Origin of the sequence: Protofrankia sp. CiP1_Cm_nod2, from assembly GCF_920664355.1 — a bacterium.
Taxonomy (GTDB): Bacteria; Actinomycetota; Actinomycetes; order Frankiales; family Frankiaceae; genus Protofrankia.
The window spans coordinates 1-26,007 of the sequence record NZ_CAKKTL010000033.1 but is presented as its reverse complement, the minus strand read 5'-3'; the positions used below and the strand labels follow the sequence as shown (position 1 = coordinate 26,007).

Below are 26,007 nucleotides of genomic sequence, written 5' to 3'. Positions count from 1 at the left end.
ACAGAGCACCTGGCAGAACCCAGGGCGGCGCCCGATGTTGGCGGGGCTGGCCGGGTCCGTGCTGGTGGGCGGCTGTGGGCTCGCTCATCTTGCGCTGTTCGTCCTGCCGCAGAGCTATCTGACCACGAACCCGTACTGGCGGAACTTCTTCCTCACCCGGGACAACGCGGCCGGCCAGTTACGCACGGCCCTGTGGGAGCTGCCACGCAACGCGTTCACGGCGGCGATGACCCGGCCGGACGCCCAGTTCGGTTCGCCGTTCACCGGCTCGCCGCTGCTCGCCGACCCGGATCACCGGCTGCACGTGTGCGTGATCGTCGGGGCGCTGGTGTGCTGGGCGGTCGGCCTGGTCGTGGCGGTGCGGGGCAGGGCGGGCCGGGCGTTGCTGGTCGCACTCGGCGGGGCGCTGGCGCTGATCGGGTTCGCCTCGGCGGCGGGACGATGGCCGGTCGGGTTCGTCCGGGCGAACCTGTTCCTGCTGCCGTTACTGTACGTGCTCGCCGGCATCGGTGGGTCGGCGTTGCTCCGGTCGAGACTGCATCGGCCAACGCTGGTTCCGCCAACGCCGGTTCGGCCAACCCTGCCACAGACGGCCGAATCCGGGCCAAGCCGGTTGTGGGCAGGGCCGGGCGAACTCGGGCCTGGTCGTGTGATCGCTGTGTTGCTCGCGGTCGCGGTTGTGCTGTTCGTCCTGGCGGCCGGGGCGGTCGGGGCCCAGCGGGGCAGGCAGATCCGGGCGAGCGCGGCCGGCCCGCTGCTGCTCGGCGACATGCGGGAGCTGGTCGCCGTCCAGCGGCGGACGGCCGGGCCTGGCGACATCCAGATCGTGATCCCCGGACGCTGGGACGAACGGCAGTGGTACAAGGCCCAGCAGTATTACGCGCATTACTACACCGGCCATCCGACAGCGACCGACCAGCCGGCGATGACGAGCTACCCGACGGCGGCCGGCCATCCGGCGACAGCCGGTCATTCGACAACGGCTGCCCGTCCGACGATGGCCAGCCGTTCGCCGACGGGCACGCTCGGACCACCGGTCGCCGAGGCGGACACGCTCGTCCTGCCTCCGCTGGGCTGGGACGCCTCGATCCCGCCGTTTCTCGCCGGGCGCCCGCGGGCCGGCACGTTGTACCTGGTCACCTACAATCTGGTGTTCCCGGACGCCGTCCGCGGCCTGCACGCCCTGCTCGTCGGGCTCGGCTGGTGCCCGGACGAGCCGACCCGGCGCTCCTGGCCGCTGACCGGCGAGATCACCGCGTTCACCCGCTGCCCGCCCGCGACGCCTCCGTCGGCACCGTCGCCTCAACCGTCGCCTCCGTCGACACCGACACCGACACCGACGGCGACGACGACGACGACGACGGCGACGGCGACGGCCGAAGCAGCGGCATGAGCGCGCGTGTCAGAGCCGTCCAGCCGAGCACGGCGGCGGCGCCGAGCAGGCCGATGACCGATCCCAGGTAGCGGTAGTCGAAACCGGCGGTCAGCGCCGCGAGCACAAGCACGGACATGCCTGCCCCGGACGCCAGCCAGAACATCCGCCCAGGCCCGGCCGAACCGGAGCCGGCCACGGCGGCTTCGGTAAGAGCCGGCCCGGCCACGTCAGCTCCGGCCAACCCAGCTCCGGTCGGGCCGGAACCGGTGGGAGCTGGCCCGGCCATGCCCGGTCCGACGGGAACCCGGCCGGCGCGGCCTCGTCGGATACCGGCCGCCGCTGCCGCGGCGCCGGCGAGCAGGCCGGCTCCGACCAGGGGCATGGGCAGATAGCCCAGCCGGCTGTACGCCGCCAGCTTCCCGGCGAGCGGCCGTGAGATCTCGGTGAGGACGTAGTGGCCGTCGGCGGCATGCGGGTTCTGCACGGGCAGGACGTTGGCCAGCTCCGTGGGCAGCTCCCAGGTCGCCGCCCGCGAGGTCCGCGCGTTCTCATGCTGGACGGGCGAGAAGTAGCCGATCAGGTAGGCCGCCGTGGTTGTGGCCACCATCGCCGGCTGGGCCCGGATGACCTCGGCGGCGAACCGTCCGGCGAGTTCCTCGCGTCCGGCGGGGATGCCGTCGTTGCCCTGGCGCAGCGGCGAGTCGTCCGGCCACAGGTACATGTCGGGCTGTGGGCGCCGCGCCACCGGCCGCGGGTCGCACAGCGTCCGCAGCTCCGGCCCGGACAGGACGTCGCAGTCGGCGAACGGCGCCACCCTCCCGTACAGGAAGAAGCCGCTGTGCGCCGAGACGGAGAAGGCAGCCCCGTTGGCCATGCTCCACGCCGAGTAACCGACGATCGGCACGGCGGCGGCAAGCGCGAACGCGATCAGACGCGCCAGCCCACCACCAGTGCCGGCCCGGGCAGCCCCGCCAACGGCACGACCGCCACCATCGGCGGCGACATCAGCGCCGACGCGGCGAGCGCGTGTCCGGACGGTCACGACGACCAGCGCGACAGCACCTACGGCAAGCGGACCGTAACCAACTGTGCGGATCGTCACGGATGCTCCGAGTAACAGCCCGGCGGCGGCGCAGGCTCGTACGGCGGGTCGGCCCGGCCTGGCGAGCAGGATCACTCCGCCGGCGACCAGCGTCCCGAACAGGCTGTCGGCGAGGACGAACTGGCCGAGGTCGAGCGCCCACGGCGACAGCAACGCCGGCGCGGCGGCGCAGGCGGCGATCCAGGCGGTACGTACGGTGCGGAGCGCGACGGCGTACAGGGCCGCGCCGGCCAGGAACGTCAGCAGATGCTGGACGATCACCAGCCTGGTCAGATGGGCGTGGCCGTCGATGAGCAGCAGGAACATCGGGTAGCCGGACGGCCGCCAGTCCCCCGGCCACAGCCCCGCCCACGCCTGGTCGAGGTAGGCGGCCGAATCCCCGAGGTACATGATCGCGGGCGGGTAGGCGACGGTGACCAGCACACGCAGCAGCGCGCCGGCCACCGCGATCCCGGCGAAGACGGCGTGCCGCCGCGCCGCGGCCCCCACCGCCCGGCGGAAGCCCGCCGCCCGGCCGGCCGACAACCGGCCAACCCGCAACCGGCCAACCCGCATCCGGTCGAGCGCCGGCCGGACGCTCGACCACCGACCGGGCACTGACCCCCCGCCAGGTGTCCGGCCGGCAGGCGTCCGCCCGCCAGGTGTCCGGCCGGACCGCTGCCGGTCGCCTGGCGTCCGGACAGCCGCCGCCCAGTCGTCGGGTGGCGGTGCGGACGTCGTTCCAGCGCCCAGGGCGTCAGTCCAGGGCGTCCGGGTCGAGCTTGGTGAACAGCGCCCCGGGCCAGGTCAGTGCGCGGCCGGCCGGTACGGGCTGGCGCTCCCAGGTGTCCAGGCTGATGCCGAGGATGTCGGCCAGGCGCGCGGAGGTGAACGGCAGGAACGGCGCGAGCGCGGTCGTGATCCCGGAGATCGCCTGGATCGCCACGGCCAGGCTGCGCCCGGCCCGCTCGGGGTCGGTCTTGACCGTCTTCCACGGCTCCTCGCGGTAGAGGTAGGCGTTGACCTCGGCGGAGATCTCCATCGCGGCCCGCAGCGCGGCCCGCAGCTCCACCCGCCCGATCAGCTCGCCCACCCGCGCCAGGCCGGCGTCCACCGAGTCGATCAGTTTGGCGTGCGCGCCGTCGAGTTCCCCGGCCTCGGGTACGCGCCCGTCGAAACGCTTGCCGATCTGGGCCATCACCCGGTTGACCAGGTTGCCCCAGTTCGCGATCAGCTCGTCGTTGATCCGCCGGATGATGTCCGCGTCGGTGATCTCGGTGTCGTTCTGCTCCGGCAGCACCGTCGCGAGGGCGTAACGCAGCGCGTCCGGCTGGAGCCGGTCGAGGTACTCCCGGACGCCGCGCCCGATCCCGGCGGACTTCGACGCCTTCGCCCCGCCGAACGTCACGTACTGGTTGGCCGGGACGTCCGTCGGCAGCTCAAGCCCGCCGTAGCCGATCAGCATCGCCGGCCAGATCACCGTGTGGAACGGGATGTTGTCCTTGCCGACGAAGTAGTAGCTGGCCGCGTCCGGGTTCTGCCACCACTGCTGCCACGCGTCCGGGTCGCCGGAGCGGGCCGCCCACTCCTTGCTCGCCGACAGGTAGCCGATCACGGCCTCGAACCAGACGTAGATCCGCTTGCCCGGGCCGAGCTCGTCGGTGGGCAGCGGGACACCCCAGTCCAGGTCACGGGTGATGGCCCGGTCGTGCAGGCCGTCCTTGACGAACTGCAACGACCAGTTCATGACGTGCCGGCGCCAGCCGGTGCGGGTCTCCAGCCAGGCCAGCAGATCGTCGGCGAGCGCGGACAGCCGCAGGAAGAAGTGGGTGGTGGCCCGTTTCTCCGGGACCGCGCCGGTGAGCTTGCTGCGCGGGTCGAGCAGGATGTCCGGGTCGAGGGTGCGGCCGCAGTTCTCGCACTGGTCGCCGCGGGCCTCGCCGTACGCGCAGAACGGGCAGGTCCCGACCACGTACCTGTCGGGCAGGAAGCGGCCGGCCTGCGGGTCGAAGAACTGGACGGTCTCCTCGGGGACGATGTAGCCGGCCTCCCGCAGCCGGACGAAGACGTCCTGCGCGACCTCGCGATGGTTGTCCGTCATCGTCGAGGTGAACAGGTCGAAACTGATCCCGATGTCGTCCCAGATGCGCAGGAACTCCGGATGGTAACGATTGACGATCTCCGCCGGTGACACCCCGTCGATGTCGGCGCGCACGGTGATCGGGGTGCCGTGGGCGTCGCTGCCCGACACCATCAGTACCCGGTTGCCGGCCAGCCGCTGGTAGCGGGCGAAGATGTCGGCCGGCAGGTAGGCGCCGGCGATGTGCCCCAGGTGGGGCATGCCGTTGGCGTACGGCCAGGCCACCGCGACCAGGACAGGCCTGCCCCGCTCCCGCGCAACGGTCGCACCACTGGTCTCGGTCGCCTGCGAGGCGGGCGAAGCACCGGTCTTGGTCGTCACGCTCCCAACGGTAGCGCTCGCCACCGACGCTTCTCGACCGGGTTTCCCAACAACGCCGGACGCCGGACGCCAGCGGCTGTGGCCAGGCCCACAGAGCGGGCCCACGATGCGGCGCCGATCAGGCCCGCAGAGCGTTGCCGGACCGCGCGAAGGCCTCGGCCAGCGCCTCCCGCCAGGGACGCAGCGGCCGCAGCCCGGCGTCCGTCCACGACCGGGGCGAGAGCACCGAGTAGGCCGGGCGCGGCGCGGGGCGCGGGAACGCGTCCGTCGTCGTCGGCCTGACCTTCTCCGGGTCCATCCCGAGCTCGGCGACGACCGCGCGGGCGAAGCCGAACCAGGTCGTGTCGCCACCGCCTGTGCAGTGGTAAAGCCCGCCAGCGGCCCGGCCGGCACCAGCGGTACCGGCGGCCACCAGGTCGATCAGCCCGGCGGCGAGATCCACCGACCAGGTCGGGGAGCCGCGCTGGTCGTCGACCACGGCAAGGGTGTCGCGCTCGCGGGCGAGCCGCGCGATCGTCCGGACGAAGTTGCGCCCGGACGCGCCGTACACCCACGCCGTGCGCACCACGTAGGACGACGGGCACAACGCGAGCACGGCCTGCTCGCCGGCGAGCTTGGTCCGCCCGTACGCGGAGCGCGGCGCGGTCGGGTGGCCGGTCTCGTAGGGCTTGTCCGCGGTGCCGTCGAAGACGTAGTCGGTCGAGACGTGGAGCAGGGTCGCGCCGGCCTCCGCACAGGCGGCGGCCAGCTGCGCCGGCGCGGCGGCGTTGACGGCATAGGCCCCGGCCTCGTCGGACTCGGCGCCGTCCACGTCGGTCCAGGCGGCGGTGTTCACGACCACAAGGCCGCCCTGGATCCTCGCCGGCCGGGCCTGGTCGCGGACGACGGCCCGCACCCGCGCCGGGTCGGTGACGTCCAGCTCGGCCCGGGTGAGCCCGGCCCAGGCGTGGACCCGTTCGTCCGCCTCCAGCAGCCGGCACAGGTCCACCCCGAGCTGGCCACCGGCTCCTGTCACCATCACGCGCACCCGGCAAGTGTCGCAGACCCAGTTACCCGGCCGGACGCGCACCCACTGCCCATGGAATCACATACAGTATCCACACAATTGCCAACGGCAATTGACGGTTAAACTCGGGGGCGGCCCGTTGACTATGGGCTCAGCCGGCCAACGGCGGCCGGCTGCCGTCGTCCTGGAGAGATGACGATCGTCGACTACTCGGAGATCAAACTGGCCTGGCCGCCGGCCGGGATCCCGCGGCAGGCTGCCTCGGGGGCCGACGCCCGCCGCGGACGGCCCGGCGCCGGCATCCCCGTCGCCAGCGCGCCCCGGCCACCGGCCCGCCGGCCCCGGCCGCCGCGAACGGTCGTGCTGCTGACCATGCTCCACATCGCCCTGCTGCTGACCTACTCGTTCGCCTTCACCACCTGGACGGGCTACGACGAGGCCCAGCACGTCGACATGGTCTACGGCCTGCAGCACGGCGCCGGCTGGCCGGCACCCGGCGAACGGATCATCGCCGCGGGGATCGCCGCGACCTCGGACGACTTCGACCGCGGCCGGTACGCCCAGATGTTCCAGTCGGGTGGCCGCGGCGACGGCGCGCCCCCGTTCGCCGAGATCGACCCGACCCCCCGTGACCAGCGCCTGTCCTTCGACGCGCTCGGTGGGCCCGCCCCGGTCACCGACGGGCGGCTGTCCAACCAGATGGTCCAGCACCCACCGCTGATCTACGCGATCGGGGCCGCCCTGCTGTCCGTCCTGCCCGGCTCCTCGGGCTGGGCGTACGACCAGCAGGTCTGGGCACTGCGCCTGCTGAACATCATCGTCGTGGCCCCGCTGCCGCTGCTCACCTGGGAGGCCTCCCGGCGGTTCGGGCTCAGCGCGCCGCTGGCCCGGGCCGCCGCCGCGATACCGCTGGCCGTGCCCGGGCTCACCCGGGTCGGCGCCACGTTCAACAACGACGGCCTGCTGATGCTGTCGGTCGGCGGGCTGACCGCGCTGCTCGCCGGCGTGCTCACCGGCGACATGCGAAGACGGACGGCGGTGGGCGTCGGCCTGCTGCTCGGGCTCGCCTTCCTCACCAAGTCGCTCGCCCTGCCCCTGGTGGTGGTGGTCGCCGCCGCCTATCTCGTCGGCTGGGCCCGCCTCCGCCGTGCCCACCGGCCCGGCCACGGCCCCTCCCGATCCAGCCGCGGCCTCTCCCGGCCCGGCCCCCAGCCCGTCAGTTCCCGGCCCGATGGCCCCGGGGCCGTCGGCGACCACCTCCGCCGGCCCGCGCACCGCCCCCGCTGGTCCGGCCAGCACAGCCGGCACAGCCGGCACAGCCCGCGCCGTGGCGGCTGGGCCCTGCCCGTCCGGGCGCTGCGGGCGCCGCCGGTGTACCCGGCGCTGCTCTCGATCGGGATCGCCTGCACCGCCGGCGGATGGTGGTGGGTCCGCAACTACGTCCTCTACGACGCCATACAGCCCAACGGATGGGCAACAGAGCCTCCACGGCGCGAACCGGTCCTGCTGCCGAAGTCCTTCTACACCTGGTACGAATACTTCTGGCGGACCATCATCAGCCGGTTCTGGGGTGGTCTCGGGATGTTCGAGCCGCCCCAGCTCTCTCCGGCCGTGATCGTCATCGCGACCACGGCCGTGCTGGGCTGCGTGCTGGCGGCGGTCGCCCGCTCCCGGAGCACCGACGGGGCATCCCGGGGACACCGGTTCACCCGGCCGTGGGCGTTCGCGTCCGCACGCCCGCTGGTGCTGCTCATGCCGATCCTGCTGGCCTACCTGCTGGTGGGCCAGCGCAGCTACTCGGACTACCTGAAGTACACCCAGGGCATCGCCATCCAGGGCCGGTACCTGTACATGGGCGTGGTCGGCCTCGCCGTCGTCGCCACCGCCGGCCTCGGCCGGCTGCTGCGCGGGCACGAGCGGGCCGCCGGTCCGGCCGTGCTGGCCGGCGCGCTCGTCATGCAGGCGGCGGCGCTGTGGGCGGTGTGCGCGTACTACTGGCTGCCGCGCGGCGAGTCGGTCCCCCCGCTGCACGTCGCCGAGATCGTCACCGCGGTCGGGCGCTGGGCGCCGTTCCCCGTCGGGGTGACGATCGCCGTCTTCGCCCTCTGCCTGGTGACCGCCTGCGTCACCGTCGCCGAGATGGCCCGTGAGGCCCGCCGATGTCCCGCGGGGGAGCCGGGCGCCCCCGGGCCGCTGCCCGCGACGCCCGAACTGTCCGCGCTGCCCGGCGCCCGACTGGCCGGGACGTCCGTCACGCTCCTGTCCACGGTGCGTCGGCCCGGGCCCGGCCGGCGGCCCTGGACCGGCCGGCGCTCCCCGGCCAGGCGATGGCCCCGGCCGTCAGGGCGTGGTGGCGACCGAGACCCGGGAGTGGTCGCCGAGCATCAGCCGGTGCGCCCGCGGCCGGGCCGCCGACGGGACGACCTCGACGTCCCGCCCGATCAGTGAGTCCTCGATCCGCCCGATCCCCCGGATGGTCGCCCGCTCCAGCACGATCGAATACTCGATCTCGGTGTCCTCGATGGCGCACGAATGGTAGATCGAGGTGAACGGGCCGACATACGAGTCGACGATCCTCGTGTCCCGGCCGATGATCGCCGGCCCGCGCACGGTGGACCGGACCAGTGACGCGCCCTCCTCGATCACGACCCGGCCGACGACCGTGCTGCTCTCGTCGACCACACCGCGGACGGCCGGCTCCAGCGACTCCAGCAGGTGCCGGTTGGTCTCCAGCATGTCGTCGAGCCGCCCGGTGTCCTTCCAGTAGCCCTCGACCAGGTGCGGCGCGACCTCGTAACCGCCGTCGACGAGCCACTGGATCGCCTCGGTGATCTCCAGCTCGCCGCGCGCGGACGGCTTGATCGCCCGCACGGCCTCATGGACCGCCGGGCCGAACAGGTACACCCCGACCAGGGCGAGATCACTCGGTGGCTGCCGGGGCTTCTCGACCAGACGCACAACCCGCCCGCCCGGCCCCAGCTCGGCCACGCCGAACGCGGACGGGTTGGAGACCTTCGTCAGCAGGATGAGCGCGTCCGGCCCGCTGCGGCGGAACTCCTCCACCAGCCCCGAGATCCCACCGATGATCAGGTTGTCGCCGAGGTACATCACGAACGGCTCGTCGCCGAGGAAGTCACGCGCGACGAGCACGGCATGGGCAAGCCCCAGCGGCGCCTCCTGCCGGATGTAGGTGACCTCGATCCCCAGCTCGGAACCGTCGCCGACGGCGGTCTCGATCTCCGCGGCGGTCTCCCCGACAATGATCCCGACATTCGTGATACCCGCGGCGGCTATTGCCTCCAACCCGTAGAAAAGCACCGGCTTGTTCGCCACCGGCACAAGTTGTTTGGCCGAGGTGTGGGTGATCGGGCGCAGTCGTGTTCCGGAACCACCGGCAAGCACAAGAGCCTTCATGATCCGAACCTTATCGCGCGGCCGGGCGGCGGCTGTACAAGCCCATGACCAGGGGCGCCCAATACCCGCCGAACAACATTGTTCCGACAGGTTCCGGACAGCCTCCGGACAGCCTCCGAACGGGTTCCGGACAGCCTCCGGACGGGTTCCGGACGCGTTCCGGACGGGTTCCGGACGGGTTCCGGACGGACATGCGCCGGTTTCGGCCGGCCGCCGCGGTGGCCCGCGCCACCCGGCCGGCCGCCGCCGGAACAGCGGGCCCGCCGTCATCAGGGCATCCCACGACGGGTGTGTCGCGCCTGCCGCGGGTACCTTCAGCAACCAGGACCACAGTTGTCCTCCGCGGCCATGACGACAGTCGTGACATCAGCGGTACGGGGGTAACGCCGCAATGAATCCAGCAGCCGGCCCGCGCACACCGGCGGGACCCGTCGGTGTGCCGGCCGAAGATGGCACGAGCGCGCCAGCGACGGCCCCGACAGCTCTGCCGGCCCCGGCGGCACGGACAGCCCCGGCGGCAGAGCCGGCCTGCCAATGGCGTCATCTCCCGGGGCATAGTGGTAAACAGGACCATATCCGGGGACGCGGGATACATCGGGCGGCATGTACGTCCGTGCGCCGGTGCCAGGCCACGGCGGGGGTGGGAGGTACGGCACGGTGACCGCTACGACCGGGGTCCCCGTGGACCAGTCCGCCAGCACCACGACGCAGCCGGGCCCGCCGGGCCCGCGCCGCGTCCTCAGGGCCCGCCCGAGTGCGAGGTGGCGATGGTTCCTGCGCGCCGGGGAGGAAGGCCCACGGCAACGCTCCCTGATCGACAAGCTGCTGCTCGCCCTCGCAGCCGTGCTGTCGATGTCGATCGTCGTGACGAGCATCGGCGGCTACGTCGCCTACCGCTACTTCGACTCCCAGATCACCAGGGTCACCCTGGCGCTCGGCGACGACCGTGAACGACCGGCCGCAGCCCCACCCGGGAGCGCGAACTTCCTGCTGGTCGGATCGGACAGTCGGGCGGGCACCGGCAACATGTACCAGCGCCAGGAAGTCGTCGCCGGGGAACGTTCGGACACCACCATGCTCGCCCATCTGGACTCGAACGGGACGACCACGCTGGTGTCGTTCCCCCGGGACACCCTGGTACGCATTCCCGGCCACGGCCGGAACAAGCTCAACTCCGCGATCACGACCGGCGGCCCGTCCCTGCTGATCAAAACGATCGAGAACCTCACCGACATCAAAATCGATCATTTTGTGTCGATCGACCTCGCCGGCTTCAAAGCCATGACGGACGCCATCGGCGGAGTGACGGTATGCGTCCGGCCGCTGCCGGACGGCAGCACGTCCAACCTGCATGACGACTACTCACAGTGGCGCGGTGTCGTGGGTGAGAACCAGCTCGACGGCGAGCAGGCGCTGGCCTTCGTCCGGCAGCGCTACGGCCTGCCGGACGGGGACTTCGACCGGATCCGGCGCCAGCAGCAGTTCGTCAGCGCGGTGTTCCAGAAGGCCACCAGCAGCGGGGTGCTCACCAGCCCGGCCAGGCTGGAGAGCCTGCTCGGGGCCGCCACCCGCGCATTGACCGTGGACGACGACACCACCGCCGACGACCTGCGCAACCTGGCGGCCCGGCTGCGGGGCATGTCCGCGAACGCGATCAGCTTCGAGACCATCCCGGTCCGCCCGCCGACGAGGGCCGAAGGCGCGAACGCGGCCGGCGAGATCGCGCCCTTCGGCTCCGTCCAGGTCTACGACCCCGACGGGCTCGAGGCGTTCCTGGCGCCGCTGCGCGGCCGCGGGAGCTCCGCGGCACGGCCGTCCGGGCGCCACGGGGCACCGGCACCGAAAGCCACCGGGGCGACACCCACGCCGGCCGGCCCCGCTGGCAGGACGCTGCTGCGGCCGTCGTCGATCACATTGGACGTCCTCAACGGCACCCCCATGGGTGGCCTCGCGACCAACGCGGCCCGGGAGCTGGCCGCGGCCGGCTTCCAGGTCGCCCACGTCAGCAGCGCGGCCAACCGGCACACGGCCACCTCGCTGGTGCGTTACGGCCCGGGCGGCCTCGCCGCGGCGCGTACCGTGGCCGCCGCGATCCCCGGGGCACAGCTGCGTGAGGATCCGTCCCTGTCGGAGCGGGTCACGCTGGTGCTCGGGACAGGCTTCAAAGGGGTGAACACGAAGGCGCTGACCGCCGTCCCGGCGCCGGCCGGCACCCCGGCGGCGGACTCTGAGGATCCCACCCGCGCCACCGGCCCGGAGGATGCCGCCGGCTTCGGGATCGCCGCCGGCATCGCCGGCTCCGGAGTCGCCGCCGGCTCCGGGAGCACCACTGGCACCGCCAGCTCCGGGGTCGCCGCCGGCACCGCCAGCCCGGGCAGCGGTGCCAGCACCGGGAGCGCCGCCGGCACCGCTCGCCGAGGCACCGGCACCGGCACCGGCACCGGCACCGGCCCACCGGACGCGGACGGCACGGGCACGGCAACAGGCCAGCCCGGCTCGACACACGCCCAGCCGAGCCCGACGCCACCACCAGCGCCCGTCACCGCGGCCGAACTCACCGCCGGCTGTACGTTTTAGCGCGCCGGTCAAGTGGCGCGGATCCTATCCACGACCACCCACCCGTACCGGCCATGATCCAGGCGAGTTTGTCGTTGTGTACGCTTTTTTGGCCGCACAAGCGTACACAACGACAAACTCGCGCTGATCTTCTCCGGCGGCCGGCGTCCATCGAGGTGTGCCACCGTTCGCGGGGATACGTATGGTTACCTGGCCGGCGCTCCAGCGGGGCCCGGCGGGCCTGAGCCCAGCTGGATCCGGGCCCGGCGGGCCCGGGCACCATCAGGCCTGATCCCGGGCCCGGTCAGGTCCCGGCCCGGGATCAGGCGCCGGTCGTCCAGGGCCAGGCGTGGCCGCGCAGCCGGCAGGGGCAGGCCGGAGCAGCCGCCAGCCGTCCCGGGACGGGTGCGTGGTGTCTCGTTTCTCTCGTTCGGGCAGGCCGGAGCGTCGGCTGCCGGCTGGCTAGAATCGCTGCGAACCGGGAGCAGTCGGCTCCCGGATCACCAGTGCAGCCAATGCCGTCTGCCATCCGCCGCGTAAGGTGCCGGCACAGTGTGGGCGGGCCGACGGCAGGCCCGCCCGCTTCGGGCACCCGATCCGGCGAGCCACGACTTAAGTGACGATGATGTTACTTATGGTTCTTCCCAGTACCCGGTGGTGAGCTGTCGTTCGCTTCATGGCAACGTCAGAGCTGCCCAAAGCGTCCTAATCAGACAGGGCCACGCTGCCTCGTGGAGACCGACACCGCCACAGAAGTCGCCCCGGCCGAGGAGGACTGAACACGCCGGTGAGTCGCAGACCTGCGCGCCGGCCGGCATTGCCCGCCGAGCTCAACCCACGGCTCCCCCGGAGCACGCGCCGCCACGGGCGCTCACCGCTGCGCGTGCTGTCGGTCGGGGCGGCCACCGCCCTGTCGGTGCTGGTCCTGGCGGTCAGCTCCATCGGATGGGCGGCATACCGCTACTTCAACAGTTCGGTCACCGGAGTCGCCTGGTCGCCCGGCGGCAGCCGGCCGGCCGAACGGCCCGGGGAGATGAACATCCTCCTGCTCGGGGACGACAGCCGGGCGGGCACCAACGGTGAGTACGGCCAGGTCGACGGGGTCCGCTCCGACACCACGATCGTGGCCCACTTCGGGGGGGACAACTCCGTCACCCTGGTCTCCTTCCCCCGGGACACCCTCGTGACGGTCGCTCCCGGCCTGTCGAAGACGCCCCGGGACGGCAAGGACAAGCTGACCAACATCCTGTCCTACGGCGGGGTGGAAGGGCTCACCCGTACGCTGGAGAACCTGACCAGCCTGAAGATCGACCACTTCATCTCGATCGACCTCGCCGGCTTCAAGACCATGACCGACGCGGTCGGCGGGGTGGACGTGTGCGTGGCCCCGCTGCCCGGCGGCGGCACGTCCAACCTGCGCGACAACTACTCGCAGTGGCGGGGGAAGCTCGGCGTCAACCATCTCAACGGCGACCAGGCGCTGGCCTTCGTCCGCACCCGGCACGCGCTGCCGGACGAGACCTACCGGGTCGCCCGCCAGCAGCAGTTCCTGTCGAAGCTGCTGGAGAAGGCGACCAGCGCGGGCGTCCTCACCAACCCGGTACGGATCACTCAGCTGATCGGCGCCGTCGGCGGCTCGCTCAAGGTCGACAACGGCCTCACCGAGAACGGTGCGATGATCAAAATCGCGCAACGGCTCAGTGCGATTACCAGCGGTAAAGTAACATTTGTCACTATACCTACCTTCGTGCCGACGAAGGCGGACGGCGCCATCAACGACAAGGGCGAGATACCCCCACACGGCCAGGTGCTGTTCTACGACCGCGCCGGCCTGGCCTCCCTGCTCGCTCCGCTGCGCCCGACGGCGGACGCCCCGCCGGCCGCCGGCCACGGGGGCGACGACGGGGCCCTCAGCCAGCCCTCGCTCCCGCCGAACCAGGTGAGCATCGCCGAGGTCCGCAACAAGACCGGCCGCTCCGGCCTGGCCGCGCAGACGACCGACGCCCTCAGCGCCCTGGGCTTCGCCGGCTCGATGCGCACGACCACCGGCCCGGCCGGCCAGGTCATGACGGAGATCCGCTACCCCGCCGGGCAGGAGGAAGCCGCGCAGACGCTCAGCCGAATGATCACCGACTCGCGGACCATCGAGGATCCGACGATCAGCCGGGGGCTGGTCGTCGTCCTCGGCGCCTCGTTCACCGGTGTGACCGACACGCTGGACCTGCCGGCCGCGCCCGGCGGCGCGTTGCGCGGGGCGGTGGGAGCCGGCCCGGCCGGTGGCACGACAACGGCCGGCGCGGGGGCGGCACCGAGCGCGCCAGCGCCGACGGCACCGACCGTCGCCCCGGCGAACACATCCTGTACACCGTGAGCAGGCACAGCTCCGCGCGATCGCACTTTTCGTGATCGGCATGCCCGTAGCCGGCATACCACGGCAGCGGCCCGGAACGAGCGCCGGCCGTAGCACCAGGCCACCGGCCGGACCGGCAGCACACCACCGGCCAGACCATCGGGCAGCCGGGCAGCCGGCCGGACCAGCGGTGCTCTAACGTAGGCGTCCCATGAGTACGAGCATCCGATGAGTTCGTCGCCCCTGCCCGCGGGACGCCATCTTGACGGCGTTCTCACCGGTGTCCTGGACGCCGCTGTGGCCGCCGTGCCCGCGCACGCCCTCGGCTCCCCCGCTCGCCCGCCCGGCGCGGCGGCACTGGCCGGCACGCCCCGTGCCGCGGGCACCCCGGGTGCCGCGGGCGCCCCAGCCGGTGCGGGTGGCTCCGGAGGTGCTCCAGCCGACGTGGCCGGTGTCGCCGCGCTGCTGGCCCGTCGGGTGCGCGCGGACGCGGGACGTCCGCTGCTGACCTTCTACGACGACGCCACCGGCGAGCGGACCGAACTGTCCGCCACCACCGTCGACAACTGGGTGGCCAAGACCGCGAACCTGCTCGTCGACACACTCGGCGTCACCGCGGGTGACACCATCCAGATCGCCCTGCCGCCGCACTGGCAGACCGCGGTGGTGCTGCTCGCCGCGTGGTCGGCGGGCGCCCAGGTGAACATCCACCGGCCTGGCGCCGCCATCGGCGCGAACGCCACAGCCGGCGCGGGTGCCACAGCCGGGACGGACAGCCACGACGACCCACCGGCAGCGGTGTTCGTGACCGAGCAGGCCGTGGACGACCCGGCCGTGGTGGGTGACGGAGCTGAGATCATCGCGCTGTCCCTGCGCCCGCTGGGTGGACGGCTCGCTCAGCCGGTGCCGGGCGTGCTCGACTTCGCGGCCGAGGTCCTCAGCCACGGCGACCGCTTCGTCCCACCTGCGCCACCGGCGAACCAGCGGACTCTCACCCGGCTGGCCGGCTACTACGCGCGGGCCTGGGAGCTGACCGCGGCGGACCGGGTGCTGACCACGGCCGGTTACGACACGCCGGACGGCCTGCTCGGCGGCCTGCTGGGCCCGCTGGCCGTCGGCGCGTCGGTGGTCCTCTGCCGCCACCTGGACCCGAGCCTGCTCGCCCGGCGGATCGCCGTCGAGCACGTCACTGCCGTATGCGGCCCGGCCGGCTCCGCGCGGCCCACCTCCGACCCGAGCCGGCCAACCACATCCGAGCCGGCCAGGCCGGACGCCCTCTCGGAACAGAGGGCACCCGCCATCCGCCATCTCACCACCGAACTGCCATAACCACCATCATCAGCCGTCCGGACAACCCGTCGCGCGCCCGCCATCACACGCGTTCACGAAACCGGATCAAGCAGGCCCGCGGGCGGAGCGGTGACGTGGCCACCAGCCTCTTGCAACCCATGTTTTTCCCGTCGCGGCTCCACTCGCGGATCCGGCGGGCCCAGGCCCATGCCGCCGTCACCGCGTAAGGGGTACGGGGCCGGGGCCCGTACGGGCGTGGGCCCTCCCGCGGCAGACGGCGCCGCCGAGGTCAGGTGGTGACCTCGTGTAGTTCGCCGGTGGCCACATCGTAGATAAAGCCCCGGACGGACGTCGTGGCGGCCAGGAAGGGGTTGGAACGCAGCCGCGCGATGGACCGCCGCACGCTCTCCTCAAGATCATCAAACGCGTGGACGGGCCAGTCCGGGCGGGCGCCGGTGCGTTCGAGCAGCTTGTCCCGGAACCCGTCATCGGTAATCGAGATCATCCCGCACTGGGTGTGGTGCAACAGGATGATCTCGGTGGTGCCCAGCTCGTGCTGGCTGACCGCCAACGAGCGGATCATGTCATCGGTGACCACCCCGCCAGCGTTGCGCAGGACGTGCGCGTCGCCTTCGCCCAGCCCCAGCAAGGCGTGCACGTCCAGACGAGCGTCCATGCAGGCCAGAACCGCGACCCCGGTGGTCGGGCGAGCCGGTCGGGCCTGTGGCTGACCGCCGCCGCTGCGCCGGGCGGTCGCGAAGCCGGCGGCGCGCTCCGTCAGGATGTCGGTGACGCTGTGGGAACGTCCCGAGCTTGACAGATCATCGCGAGCGTCGACCGTGGTCATGGTCGTACAACCTCCATCGGCGCGGTGCATGCATCGGCACGGTGGGCGTATCGGACAGCGGGTACAGCGGGTACAGCGAACGGCGGACACGGCAACGTCGCCGTGCGGGTCGCCGGGGCGACACCGAGAGCGCGTGACGCCCCACCGCGCCCCGATGGGCACCGCCGCGGGGCGAACGGCTTCGGGCCGTCACCGCGGCCGGCCTCAACCAGCATGACGCGGCCACACCGATTCCGCCAGTGTTCACCGCGACCGGTGGCTTCACGATGCCGGCCAGGTTCAGGCCGGCCAGGTTCAGGCCGGCCAGATGCGGATACCGGCCAGGTGGCGCTGCCGGCCAGGCCGGGCCGTGTGTCGACCGGGTCGACGCTGTCCGTCAGGTGGGGCTGTCCGTCAGGCGTCAGGCCGGAACAGCATCTCGCAGGCATCACCCGCCGGGACACGGGTCATACTTACCGTGAGGAGATCGGCAACCGGGCGGCCCGCCGCATGACCCCATGGTCATGGCACTGATGGGGCATCGTGCTGACGAGGCATGGCACCGGTGGGCCGTGTACTCGGCCGGGCTACCGGCGACCGTGCTCGGGGCGCGGTCGCGGCCGTGCCCCGGCCGCCGGCAACGGCCGGGAACCCGGGGGGGTCGGATGGGTCCAGGACAGCGGTCTGTACGCTCAGCCGGTGACACAAACCGGTCAAGATCACATGAGGTGAGCGTGGCATCAATGGACGGCGGTTCCAGGCGGTCACGCTGGCAGCTACTTGTTCATGAAATGGCGAAGTTCGGTGTCGTCGGCGGCTTCTGCTACCTGGTTGACGTCCTCGTCTCCAATCTGTGCCATGGCGTTTTCGACATGGGCTGGCTCAGCGCGAAAACCGTCTCCACCATTGTGGCCGCAACCTGCGCCTACATCGGCAACCGGCACTGGTCCTTCACGCATCGCGCACGTACCGGCCTTCGGCGTGAATACACCCTCTTCGTGATCCTCAACGCCGTCGGGCTCGGGATCGCCCTGGCCTGCCTCGGGATCGCCCGCTATGTGCTGGGCCTGGACAGCGTGCTGGCCTTCAATCTGGCCGGGAACGTGGTCGGCACCGGCCTCGGCACCATCTTCCGGTTCTGGGCGTACAAGCGGTGGGTCTTCCTGCACCCGGACGACCCGAAGGCCGTGCTGCACGCCGAGACCGACGCCCGCCGCGGCCAGCGCGTACCCGAGCCGGCAGGCCGTCTGTAATCACGGGAAAGCTGCCGGTAAATACCCGGAAAGGACTGCGCCAGGATGGACGCTCCTGGTTTTCCAGCGGATTCCGTTTCTGTGACGGGCTGGCGTCGCACGACGCTTTCGCCCCTGTCCCGGCCAGGTGCGGCGGGGCCGGCCGGACGGTTCGGCTGACGCACCCCACCCTCGCTTCCCGGGCGGGCCGCCCGGGAAGGCGGCGCGGATGCCCCATCACCGCCTACCGGCGTCCAGGCGCACTCGGGCCGGCAACCAGGAATCCGACACGCGGCGACCCTGCGTAGTATTCAGCCCAGGTTCACAGACGCACCGAGGAGGATTCGCCCCGCCTCGGACGCCGTCGGCGCAGCCACCATGCCCAGGCTGTGCCCGACGGATGCTGGCCGACGCGGGCACCGTCCGCGCGACCGGACATCCGTCGGGCATGGCCCACCCGTGACCCGGACCATGGCCGCCGCACCGGATGACGTGCCGCCGTATCCACGCGGACCGCACCAGAAGATCCGCATACCTGACCCACCGGGGGAGACGTGGCAACCGGACTGGCACTCGCGGTCGACATCGGCACCGGCTTCACCGTGGCCGCGACCGCCGTCGACGGCCGGTCGGAGCTCTTACCGCTTGGTCCGGACGGGCCGATGCCGGCCGTCGTCAGCCTGAGCCACGACGGCCGGCTGCTGACCGGCTCGGCCGCCGCCGACATCGCGGTGACGCATCCCGACCGCGCGCAGCCCTGCCCCCTGCGGGCTCTGGAGAGCACCGAGCAGGTGCGGCTCGGCGACACGGCCATCCCCACGGTCGAGCTGGTCGCCGCCGTCCTGCGCCAGGTCTCGCACGAGACGATGAGCCGTTTCCCGGGGCCGCCGCCGGCACAGGTGGTCCTCACCGCGCCGGTCCGCTGGGGTTCCGTCGAGGTCGAGCGGCTGCGGGCCGCCGCGTTCCGGGCAGGCCTGACCAGCGTCACCCTGCTCCCGGAACCGGTCGCGGCGGCCCGCTGGCAGGCCGATCCGGCCGGCTTCCCGCCGGGGACGACCGTCGCCGTCTACGATCTCGGCGCCACGAGCCTGGCGACGACCGTCCTCACCGCGGCACCTGGCGGGTTTGACATCCGCGGCGAGCCGGGCGGCAGCTCCGGCTTCGGGGGCAACACGATCGACGACATCCTGCTGCGCAGGATCGGCGAGCGGGCCACGAGGACCGACTCCCGGGCCTGGAACGCGCTGTGGGCCGACCAGAGCCCGTCCGGTCAGCGGTCGCGCGACCAGATACGCCAGCAGGTCGTCGCGGCGAAGGAGGCGCTGTCGGCCGCCACCAGCCACACCGTCCGGGCCGGCGGATCCGTGGGGGCTATCGAGCTCACCCGGGCGGACCTGGAGGCCTCGATCGAGGGCGAGCTGCGCGCCACCATGACGGAGCTGATCCGGACGGCCGAGAGCGCGGGTGTGCGGCCGGGTGGGCTCGCCGAGGTGTTCCTCGTCGGCGGGTCGACGCGGATACCGCGGATATCGGCGCTGCTGCTGGAGATGGTCGGTGTCTCACCCCGCCCGCCTCGTGACCCGCAGTACGCGGCCGTGCTGGGCGCGCTGGTCGCCGTCGGCGCGGCCAGCGGCCCCACCTCGTCGGGCCACGGGCCGGGACAGGGGCCGGGACACCCGGCGGGCGGGGCCGGCGGGGCCGTTGGGGCCGGCGGGGCCGTTGGGGCCGGCGGGGCCGGCGGGGCCGGTGGGGGCATCCCGGCGCAGCCTGCTCCCGGCCCCGGCTCGACCCGCATCCTTCCGGAGACCGGGCCGGCTCGGGCGGCGGCCGGTCCCGACGCGGATCCGGGCCGGGGACAGGAGCCGTACCCGTCCGGGCCGCGGGGGCCGTACACGCCCGGAGCACACGACGAGTACGCGCCCACCGCCAGGTACCCGTACGGGCAGCCCGCCTCCGGCGCCCAGGGCCCCTATCCGCCGGCCAGTCCCCAGGGCGGCTTCGCCCCGCCGGGTGGCTATCCCCCGCCCGGCGGCTACCCACCCGGCTCCTATCCGCCGCCAGGCGGGTATCCGTCGGGCGGCTATCCGCCCGGTCCGTACCAGCCGGGCCCGTATCCGGCCGGCGGGCCGCCGGGACGGCCGGCGTCGAGACGGACCGGGCTGATCATCGGAATCGTCGCCGCGGTCCTGGTCGCCGTCGCCGTCCCGGTGATCGCGCTGACCGTGACCGGTTCGCACAGGCCCGGAGGCGGGGCGTCCGCCGGCCCGGCCCTGCCGGTGATCCCCGCCGGGCCGACGGGCGCCACGCCGTCGGCGTCCGCGCGGCCGTCGGCGACCCCGGCCACGGCGACGCCGAGCGGCGGGTCCACCGGCAGCCTCACCGCCGCCCAGAGCAACCTGGAGGCGACGCTGAATCCCAGCGAGATAACCGGCTGCACGGGTAACCCGGACGACGAGGATTCCGACATAGACGCGTCCCTGACCTGCCAGTCGAGTAACGGAACGCCGGTACGCGCCTTCCATTACTACAGCAGCGGCTCACTGCGTAACGACATCGACTACCGGTCGAGACAGATCACCGAGGACGGATCCTGCCGTACCGGCAAGAACAGTATTGAAACCTGGCACGTGACCAGCCGGCCGAATGTGGACGTCGGATCGCTGCTGTGTGCTCACGACGGCGGTAATTACGTGATTTTCTGGAGCTACGACAACGATCTCACCGCTTTTGCCGCCCAGAGCACCGACGCAACGGCGCTCTTCGAGTGGTGGAAGGGGTTCGACCCGTTGGCCTGAGCAGCCCGCGCAACCGACCGGAGCGACCGGAGAAACAGCGGGAAAAACCACTGACAGGAACGACCACTGACAGAATGACCGCTAGCGGGGGTAACCGCTGTCGTCGACGGGGCCGCGCAGCCGCGCCGCGTTCTCCTCGGCCAGCCGGTAGAGCGTGGCGTACACCTCCTCGGCCTGGGGCAGGTGCACCAGCGCGAGCCGGCCGCGTTGTCCCCCGCTCTCGACCGAGAGCGTGCCGGATCCCACCAGCCCCTCCCAGAAGGAACGGCTGAACGAGACGTCGTTGAGCCGGAGCAACGGGATGTCCCGGCCGTAGTGGGAGAGGATCCCCTCGCGGACGACGACCCGTTCCGTCGTCACCACGTAGTGTGTGGTGACCCATCGCAGCCATGGCCGCAGGCTGGCGAAGAAGAGCAGCACGGCCCCGGCCGCGACGATCAGCCACTGGGCGGCCTGCTGGAACGAGCCCGCCGGGACGGCCAGCACGCCGAAGAGGGTCAGGCCGAGAAGCACGACGAAGGCCGCTGCCGGCCCGGCCAGCCTGATCCAGTGCGGATGCAGGTGCAACACGACCTGTTCGTCGCTGGTCAGAATGTTGTCCGGGAAGCCCACCCCGCGATGGTCTCACCGCCACCGGACGACCGGAGCCACGGGGGCGAACAAACATACCGCACACGGCCATGGCAGGCGCCCCTCGACGGGCGGCTGCCCGAAGCTCGCGGGCAGGCCTCGTACGCGTCCACAACCTACCGCTTAGGAGGCGGTAGCTCCGCCCGGGGGCGCGTGAGCCGACCGGGTGATGTGGCGCCGGAGGATGCCGGCGCCGGAGAACGTCGGCGTTGGCTCTGCACGAGGGCGTGCGGGCCGGGACGTCAGCGGAGGTGGACGACGTCCCCGGCGGCGAACGCCCGCCCGTCGACGACCAGCCGGCCGTGATCGTCCACATCGGTCGCGGTACCCGTGAGCACCGACCCGTCGGGCAGTTCGACCCGTACCCGCTGACCGAGCGTGTCGCACACCGACCGGTAGGCGCCCGCGGTGGCGGTGGGCTCGACGAGCCAGCGCCGGTACACCCTGACCAGCCCCCGCAGCAGCTCGATGAGCAGTTCCCCCCGGCCGACGAGTGGCCGCGACTCCTGCCGCTGGCGCAACGCGACGCTGGTGGCCCCCGGCGGCAGCTCGTCGACGTCGTTGTCGACGTTGAGGCCGATGCCGACGACCACCGCGACCGTCCCGGAGCGCTCCCGGTCGGGGATGGCCTCGGCGAGGATGCCCGCCAGTTTCTCGCCGGCCACGAGCACGTCGTTCGGCCATTTGAGGCCCGCCGGTATCCCCGCGAACTCACGCAGCGTCGAGGCCAGTGACAGGCCGGTGACCAGCGGCAGCCAGCCCAGCGCGCCCGCCGGCACGGCCGGCCGCAGCAGCACGGAGAAGGTCAGGCCCGCGCCCGAAGGCGACGTCCACGACCGGTCGAGGCGCCCGCGACCGGCCCACTGGTGCTCGGCGACGAGCACCTGGCCCTCGCCGGCACCGGTCTTCGCGGCGGCGACGAGGTCCGCGTTGGTCGAGCCGGTCTCCTGGACGACCCGGACGCTCAGGCCGTCCCCGGCGAGCGTGGCCGCGAGCAGACCGGCGTCCAGCGGAAACCGCCGGTGCCGCGTCATCGATGTCCACATGTCAGCCAGAATCCCACCGCATCCTCACCGCCGACGGCTGAAAGTCATATCGCACCGCGGCCACGCGCCCGGATCAAGAGGTAGTTGTCGCAGAATCGAGCGCGGGAGGCCACGACGGCCGTACGCTGCCCGGCATGGCGCTTCCCGTTCCCGCTCAGAGCCCCTCGCACGATCCGGTACCCGATCCTCTCACAACTGCCGGCAAAATCGCCGAGTTGAAGCGCGTGATCGACGAAGCGGTACATGCCGGTTCTCAACGGGCAGTCGACGCACAGCATGCCAAAGGCAAGTTGACGGCCCGTGAACGGATCGATGCCTTCCTCGACCCAGGCTCCTTCGTCGAGACGGACGCCCTCGCCCGGCACCGCGCGCACGACTTCGGCCTCGACCGCAACCGCCCGTATGGTGACGGTGTGGTGACCGGCTACGGCACGGTCGACGGCCGCCAGGTGTGTGTGTTCAGCCAGGACTTCACCGTCTTCGGCGGCAGCCTCGGCGAGGTCCTCGGCGAGAAGATCGTGAAAATCATGGATCTGGCGCTGAAGACCGGCTGTCCGGTGGTGGGTATCAACGACTCCGGCGGCGCGCGCATCCAGGAGGGTGTCGTCGCGCTCGGGCTGTACGGCGAGATCTTCTACCGCAACGTGCTGGCGTCGGGCGTCGTCCCCCAGCTCTCACTGATCATGGGCCCGTGCGCCGGCGGTGCCGTGTACTCTCCGGCCATCACCGACTTCACGCTGATGGTCGACCAGACCAGCCACATGTTCATCACCGGCCCGGACGTCATCAAGACCGTCACCGGCGAGGACGTCGGCATGGAGGAGCTCGGTGGCGCCCACACCCACAACTCCCGCAGCGGGGTCGCGCACTTCCAGGCCGCGGACGAGGCCGACTGCCTGGAGACCGCCAAGGCGCTGCTGGGGTTTCTGCCGTCGAACAACCTGACGGACCCGCCCATCTTCGCCGAGGTGGCCGACGTGGAGGCGGAGGTCACGCCGGAGCTGGACACGTTCATCCCGGACTCGTCCAACACGCCGTACGACATGCACACGGTGATCGGCTACCTGCTCGACGACGATGACTTCCTGGAGGTCCACGCCCAGTTCGCGCAGAACCTGATCTGCGGGTTCGGCCGGCTGGACGGGCGTTCCGTCGGCATCGTCGCCAGCCAGCCGATGCATTTCGCCGGCACCCTCGATATCGACGCCAGCGAGAAGGCGGCCCGCTTCGTCCGGACCTGTGACGCATTCAACATCCCGATTCTCACGCTGGTCGACGTACCGGGCTTCCTGCCCGGAACCTCGCAGGAATGGAACGGCATCATCCGCCGGGGCGCAAAGCTTATATACGCTTATGCCGAGGCGACAGTGCCAAAAGTGACTATCATCACACGTAAGGCATATGGCGGCGCCTACGACGTCATGGGCTCGAAACACCTGCGGGCCGACGTCAACCTGGCCTGGCCGACCGCGGAAATCGCGGTGATGGGCGCCCAGGGCGCCGTGAACATCATCTATCGGCGTGAGCTCGCCGCCACCGAGAATCCCGACGCCCGTCGCGCGGAGCTGATTGCCGACTACACCTCGCATTTCGCCACTCCGTACATAGCGGCCGAACGCGGGTATATCGACGCGGTCATTCTCCCGTCGGAGACCCGACGTGAGGTGATCCGGGCACTGCGGCTGTTGCGGACCAAGCGGGAGTCGCTTCCTCCCAAGAAGCACGGGAACATCCCGCTGTAACCCTGCCGCCGCCCTCCCGCGGGACGCCCCGGCCTGTTCACCGCACCCCGCTGTCCCGCCGTCCCGCCGTCCCACTGGTGGCGGGGCTGGCGGACGGGCCGTCAGGCACGAAAGGATGATCAGATGAGCAGTGGTGGCGACGTCCGCGCCCCCCGCCCGCACCTACAGGTGGTGCCGACGAACGCGTCCGCCGAGGAGATAGCCGCCCTGGTCGCGGTGCTCTGCCTGCGGGCGGGGGCGGCTCCCGCCCCCGCCCCGCCCCCCTCGGCCTGGTCGGACCGGTCCGCGACACTGCGGCAGACCGTGCGTCCCGGGCCGGACGGGTGGCGTTGGACGGGATTCACTCCGGGCACCCGGACCCGAGCCGACTGGTAATCATTTGATCACAGTTGGATATCAACGACCGTTTCGCGGGGCCGGGCATCTGCGCCGGCCCCGCGAAACAGCGGGAATGACAGCTTTGTGGACGCCGGGGATACACATTCCCCGGCGCCTTTCATGATCGATTCCTTACACCACCAACGCGATCTCGGCAAGCAGTGGCCCGGCCAACAAACCCAGCCGATCAATGTCGGCCATCGAGTCCACCACGGCGGTCACGGCCCCGGCGGTACAGGACCCGCCCAAGGATTCCTTTAGTATTGCCAGAACAACAGCCTGCGCCGCCGAACTCGCCTAGACTCAGCCACGCTGAACGAGGACGGGAGAAACGTGCGTAAGATCCTCATTGCCAACCGGGGAGAGATCGCTGTCCGGGTCGCCCGGGCAGCCCGCGACGCCGGATATGCCAGCGTCGCCGTATATGCGGAGCCCGACATCGACGCTCTGCACGTACGCATCGCGGACGAGGCGTACGCCCTCGGCGGCAGCACACCGGGCGACTCGTACCTGCGGATCGACAAGATTCTCGACGCGGCCCGCGCCAGCGGCGCCGACGCCGTCCACCCCGGATACGGCTTCCTGTCGGAGAACGCCGACTTCGCCGAGGCCGTCATCGAGGCCGGGCTGACCTGGATCGGGCCCCCTCCCGAGGCCATCCGGCGCCTGGGCGACAAGACCGCGGCCCGCCACATCGCCCTTGCCGTGGGCGCCCCGCTGGCGCCCGGCACCCCCGACCCGGTCGCCGGCGCGGACGAGGTGGTGGCCTTCGCCGAACAGCACGGACTGCCGGTCGCGATCAAGGCGGCGTTCGGCGGCGGCGGCCGCGGGCTCAAGGTCGCCTGGAGCGCCGAGGAGCTGCCCGAGCTGTTCGAGAGCGCGGTGCGGGAGGCCACCGCCGCCTTCGGCCGCGGCGAGTGCTTCGTGGAGCGCTACCTCGACCAGCCCCGCCACGTCGAGACCCAGATCCTCGCGGACGCCCACGGCACGGTCGTCGTCGTCGGCACCCGGGACTGCTCCCTGCAGCGGCGCTACCAGAAGCTCGTCGAGGAGGCGCCGGCACCGTTCCTCACCGAGGAGCAGCGCAGCTCGCTCTACGAGGCGTCCCGGGCGGTCGTCCGGGAGGCCGGCTATGTGGGAGCGGGCACGGTCGAGTTCCTCATCGGCCGGGACGGGACGATCAGCTTCCTCGAGGTCAACACCCGGCTGCAGGTCGAGCACCCCGTCACCGAGGAGACCAGCGGCATCGACCTCGTCCGGGCCCAGTTCCGGATCGCCGAGGGCGAGACGCTCGACCCGGTCGACCCCACCCCCCGGGGGCACTCGATCGAGTTCCGCATCAACGGTGAGGACCCCGGCCGCAGCTTCCTGCCGGCGCCGGGAACGGTCACCCGGTTCGTCGCGCCCACCGGGCCGGGCGTGCGCGTCGACACCGGCGTCGAGTCCGGCGCCGTCATCGGCGGGGCCTTCGACTCGCTGCTCGCCAAGCTGATCGTCACCGGCGCGACCCGCACCGAGGCCCTGGAGCGCGCCCGCCGTGCCCTGGACGAGACGGTCCTGGAGGGCCTGGCCACGGTCCTGCCGTTCCACCGGGCCGTCGTGCGGGATCCGGCGTTCGCCCCGGCCGACGCCACCGAGCCGTTCCGGGTGCACAACCGCTGGATCGAGACCGAGTTCGACAACACCATCCCCGCCTTCACCGGCGGGGTGGACGCCGACACCGAGCCGGCGGCCCGCGAGTCGGTCGTCGTCGAGGTCGGCGGCCGGCGGCTGGAGGTCGTCCTGCCCGCGGGCTTCGGCGCGGCCGCGGCGGGCGGCGTGGCGG

The 26,007-nt window shown here is 71.9% G+C and carries 16 protein-coding genes; 9 read left to right on the top strand and 7 right to left on the bottom strand.

The window, feature by feature from the left end:
* Positions 1-1,259: 1,259 nt before the first annotated feature.
* The 3 genes from NBW84_RS05800 to rfbD all read right to left on the bottom strand — a co-directional run bounded on the left by NBW84_RS05800 (position 1,260) and on the right by rfbD (position 5,935).
* Entirely contained in the window at positions 1,260-3,032 is a 1,773-nt protein-coding gene (locus NBW84_RS05800; RefSeq protein WP_445548645.1) for a hypothetical protein, read from the bottom strand.
* 181 nt (positions 3,033-3,213) lie between these two features.
* Positions 3,214-4,917: a methionine--tRNA ligase gene (metG, locus tag NBW84_RS05795; protein ID WP_445548270.1), complete on the bottom strand. Its 1,704-nt coding sequence runs from the start codon at positions 4,915-4,917 to the stop codon at positions 3,214-3,216.
* A 118-nt stretch (positions 4,918-5,035) separates the two neighbouring features.
* Positions 5,036-5,935, bottom strand: a complete 900-nt coding sequence (rfbD, locus tag NBW84_RS05790) for a dTDP-4-dehydrorhamnose reductase (RefSeq protein ID WP_250282394.1) — start codon at positions 5,933-5,935, stop codon at positions 5,036-5,038.
* 180 nt (positions 5,936-6,115) lie between these two features.
* Here rfbD and NBW84_RS05785 point away from each other — a divergent pair, with 180 nt between their 5' ends.
* On the top strand, positions 6,116-8,371 hold the full coding sequence (locus NBW84_RS05785) for a glycosyltransferase family 39 protein (RefSeq protein WP_250282393.1): 2,256 nt from the start codon (positions 6,116-6,118) through the stop codon (positions 8,369-8,371).
* Here NBW84_RS05785 and NBW84_RS05780 read toward each other — a convergent pair.
* A complete protein-coding gene (locus tag NBW84_RS05780) occupies positions 8,264-9,337 on the bottom strand; it encodes a glucose-1-phosphate thymidylyltransferase (RefSeq protein ID WP_250282392.1) in 1,074 nt (357 codons plus the stop codon). The genes NBW84_RS05785 and NBW84_RS05780 overlap by 108 nt on opposite strands.
* Positions 9,338-9,994: 657 nt before the next feature.
* Here NBW84_RS05780 and NBW84_RS05775 point away from each other — a divergent pair.
* From NBW84_RS05775 to NBW84_RS05765, 3 genes are all read left to right on the top strand, one after another.
* A complete protein-coding gene (locus NBW84_RS05775; protein ID WP_250282391.1) occupies positions 9,995-11,914 on the top strand; it encodes an LCP family protein in 1,920 nt (639 codons plus the stop codon).
* Between the two features lie 766 nt (positions 11,915-12,680).
* The gene (locus NBW84_RS05770) at positions 12,681-14,264 is read left to right on the top strand and encodes an LCP family protein (RefSeq protein ID WP_250282390.1); all 1,584 of its coding nucleotides are present in this window, start codon (positions 12,681-12,683) and stop codon (positions 14,262-14,264) included.
* A gap of 207 nt (positions 14,265-14,471) precedes the next feature.
* On the top strand, positions 14,472-15,572 hold the full coding sequence (locus tag NBW84_RS05765) for a TIGR03089 family protein (protein WP_250282389.1): 1,101 nt from the start codon (positions 14,472-14,474) through the stop codon (positions 15,570-15,572).
* Between the two features lie 250 nt (positions 15,573-15,822).
* Here the strand turns inward: NBW84_RS05765 and NBW84_RS05760 are convergent, their stop codons facing one another.
* Complete coding sequence (locus tag NBW84_RS05760; protein ID WP_250282388.1) at positions 15,823-16,380, bottom strand: beta-class carbonic anhydrase; 558 nt, start codon at positions 16,378-16,380, stop codon at positions 15,823-15,825.
* 722 nt (positions 16,381-17,102) lie between these two features.
* Between NBW84_RS05760 and NBW84_RS05755 the strand changes: the two genes are divergently transcribed.
* Positions 17,103-17,612 (top strand): GtrA family protein, encoded by a 510-nt coding sequence (locus NBW84_RS05755; protein WP_250282405.1) that lies wholly within the window; start codon positions 17,103-17,105, stop codon positions 17,610-17,612.
* A 533-nt stretch (positions 17,613-18,145) separates the two neighbouring features.
* Entirely contained in the window at positions 18,146-20,386 is a 2,241-nt protein-coding gene (locus tag NBW84_RS05750; protein ID WP_250282387.1) for an Hsp70 family protein, read from the top strand.
* Positions 20,387-20,467: 81 nt separating this feature from the next.
* Here NBW84_RS05750 and NBW84_RS05745 read toward each other — a convergent pair whose 3' ends face one another.
* Positions 20,468-20,998, bottom strand: coding sequence for a PH domain-containing protein (locus NBW84_RS05745; RefSeq protein WP_250282386.1), 531 nt, complete (start codon positions 20,996-20,998; stop codon positions 20,468-20,470).
* A gap of 260 nt (positions 20,999-21,258) precedes the next feature.
* A complete protein-coding gene (locus NBW84_RS05740) occupies positions 21,259-22,050 on the bottom strand; it encodes a biotin--[acetyl-CoA-carboxylase] ligase (protein WP_250282385.1) in 792 nt (263 codons plus the stop codon).
* Between the two features lie 146 nt (positions 22,051-22,196).
* Here NBW84_RS05740 and NBW84_RS05735 point away from each other — a divergent pair, with 146 nt between their 5' ends.
* The 3 genes from NBW84_RS05735 to NBW84_RS05725 form a co-directional block, all read left to right on the top strand.
* Positions 22,197-23,804 (top strand): acyl-CoA carboxylase subunit beta, encoded by a 1,608-nt coding sequence (locus tag NBW84_RS05735; protein ID WP_445548268.1) that lies wholly within the window; start codon positions 22,197-22,199, stop codon positions 23,802-23,804.
* 123 nt (positions 23,805-23,927) lie between these two features.
* Positions 23,928-24,179: an acyl-CoA carboxylase subunit epsilon gene (locus NBW84_RS05730; RefSeq protein ID WP_250282383.1), complete on the top strand. Its 252-nt coding sequence runs from the start codon at positions 23,928-23,930 to the stop codon at positions 24,177-24,179.
* Positions 24,180-24,515: 336 nt separating this feature from the next.
* A partial coding sequence (locus NBW84_RS05725; RefSeq protein WP_250282382.1) for an ATP-binding protein occupies positions 24,516-26,007 on the top strand: 1,492 nt, incomplete at its 3' end.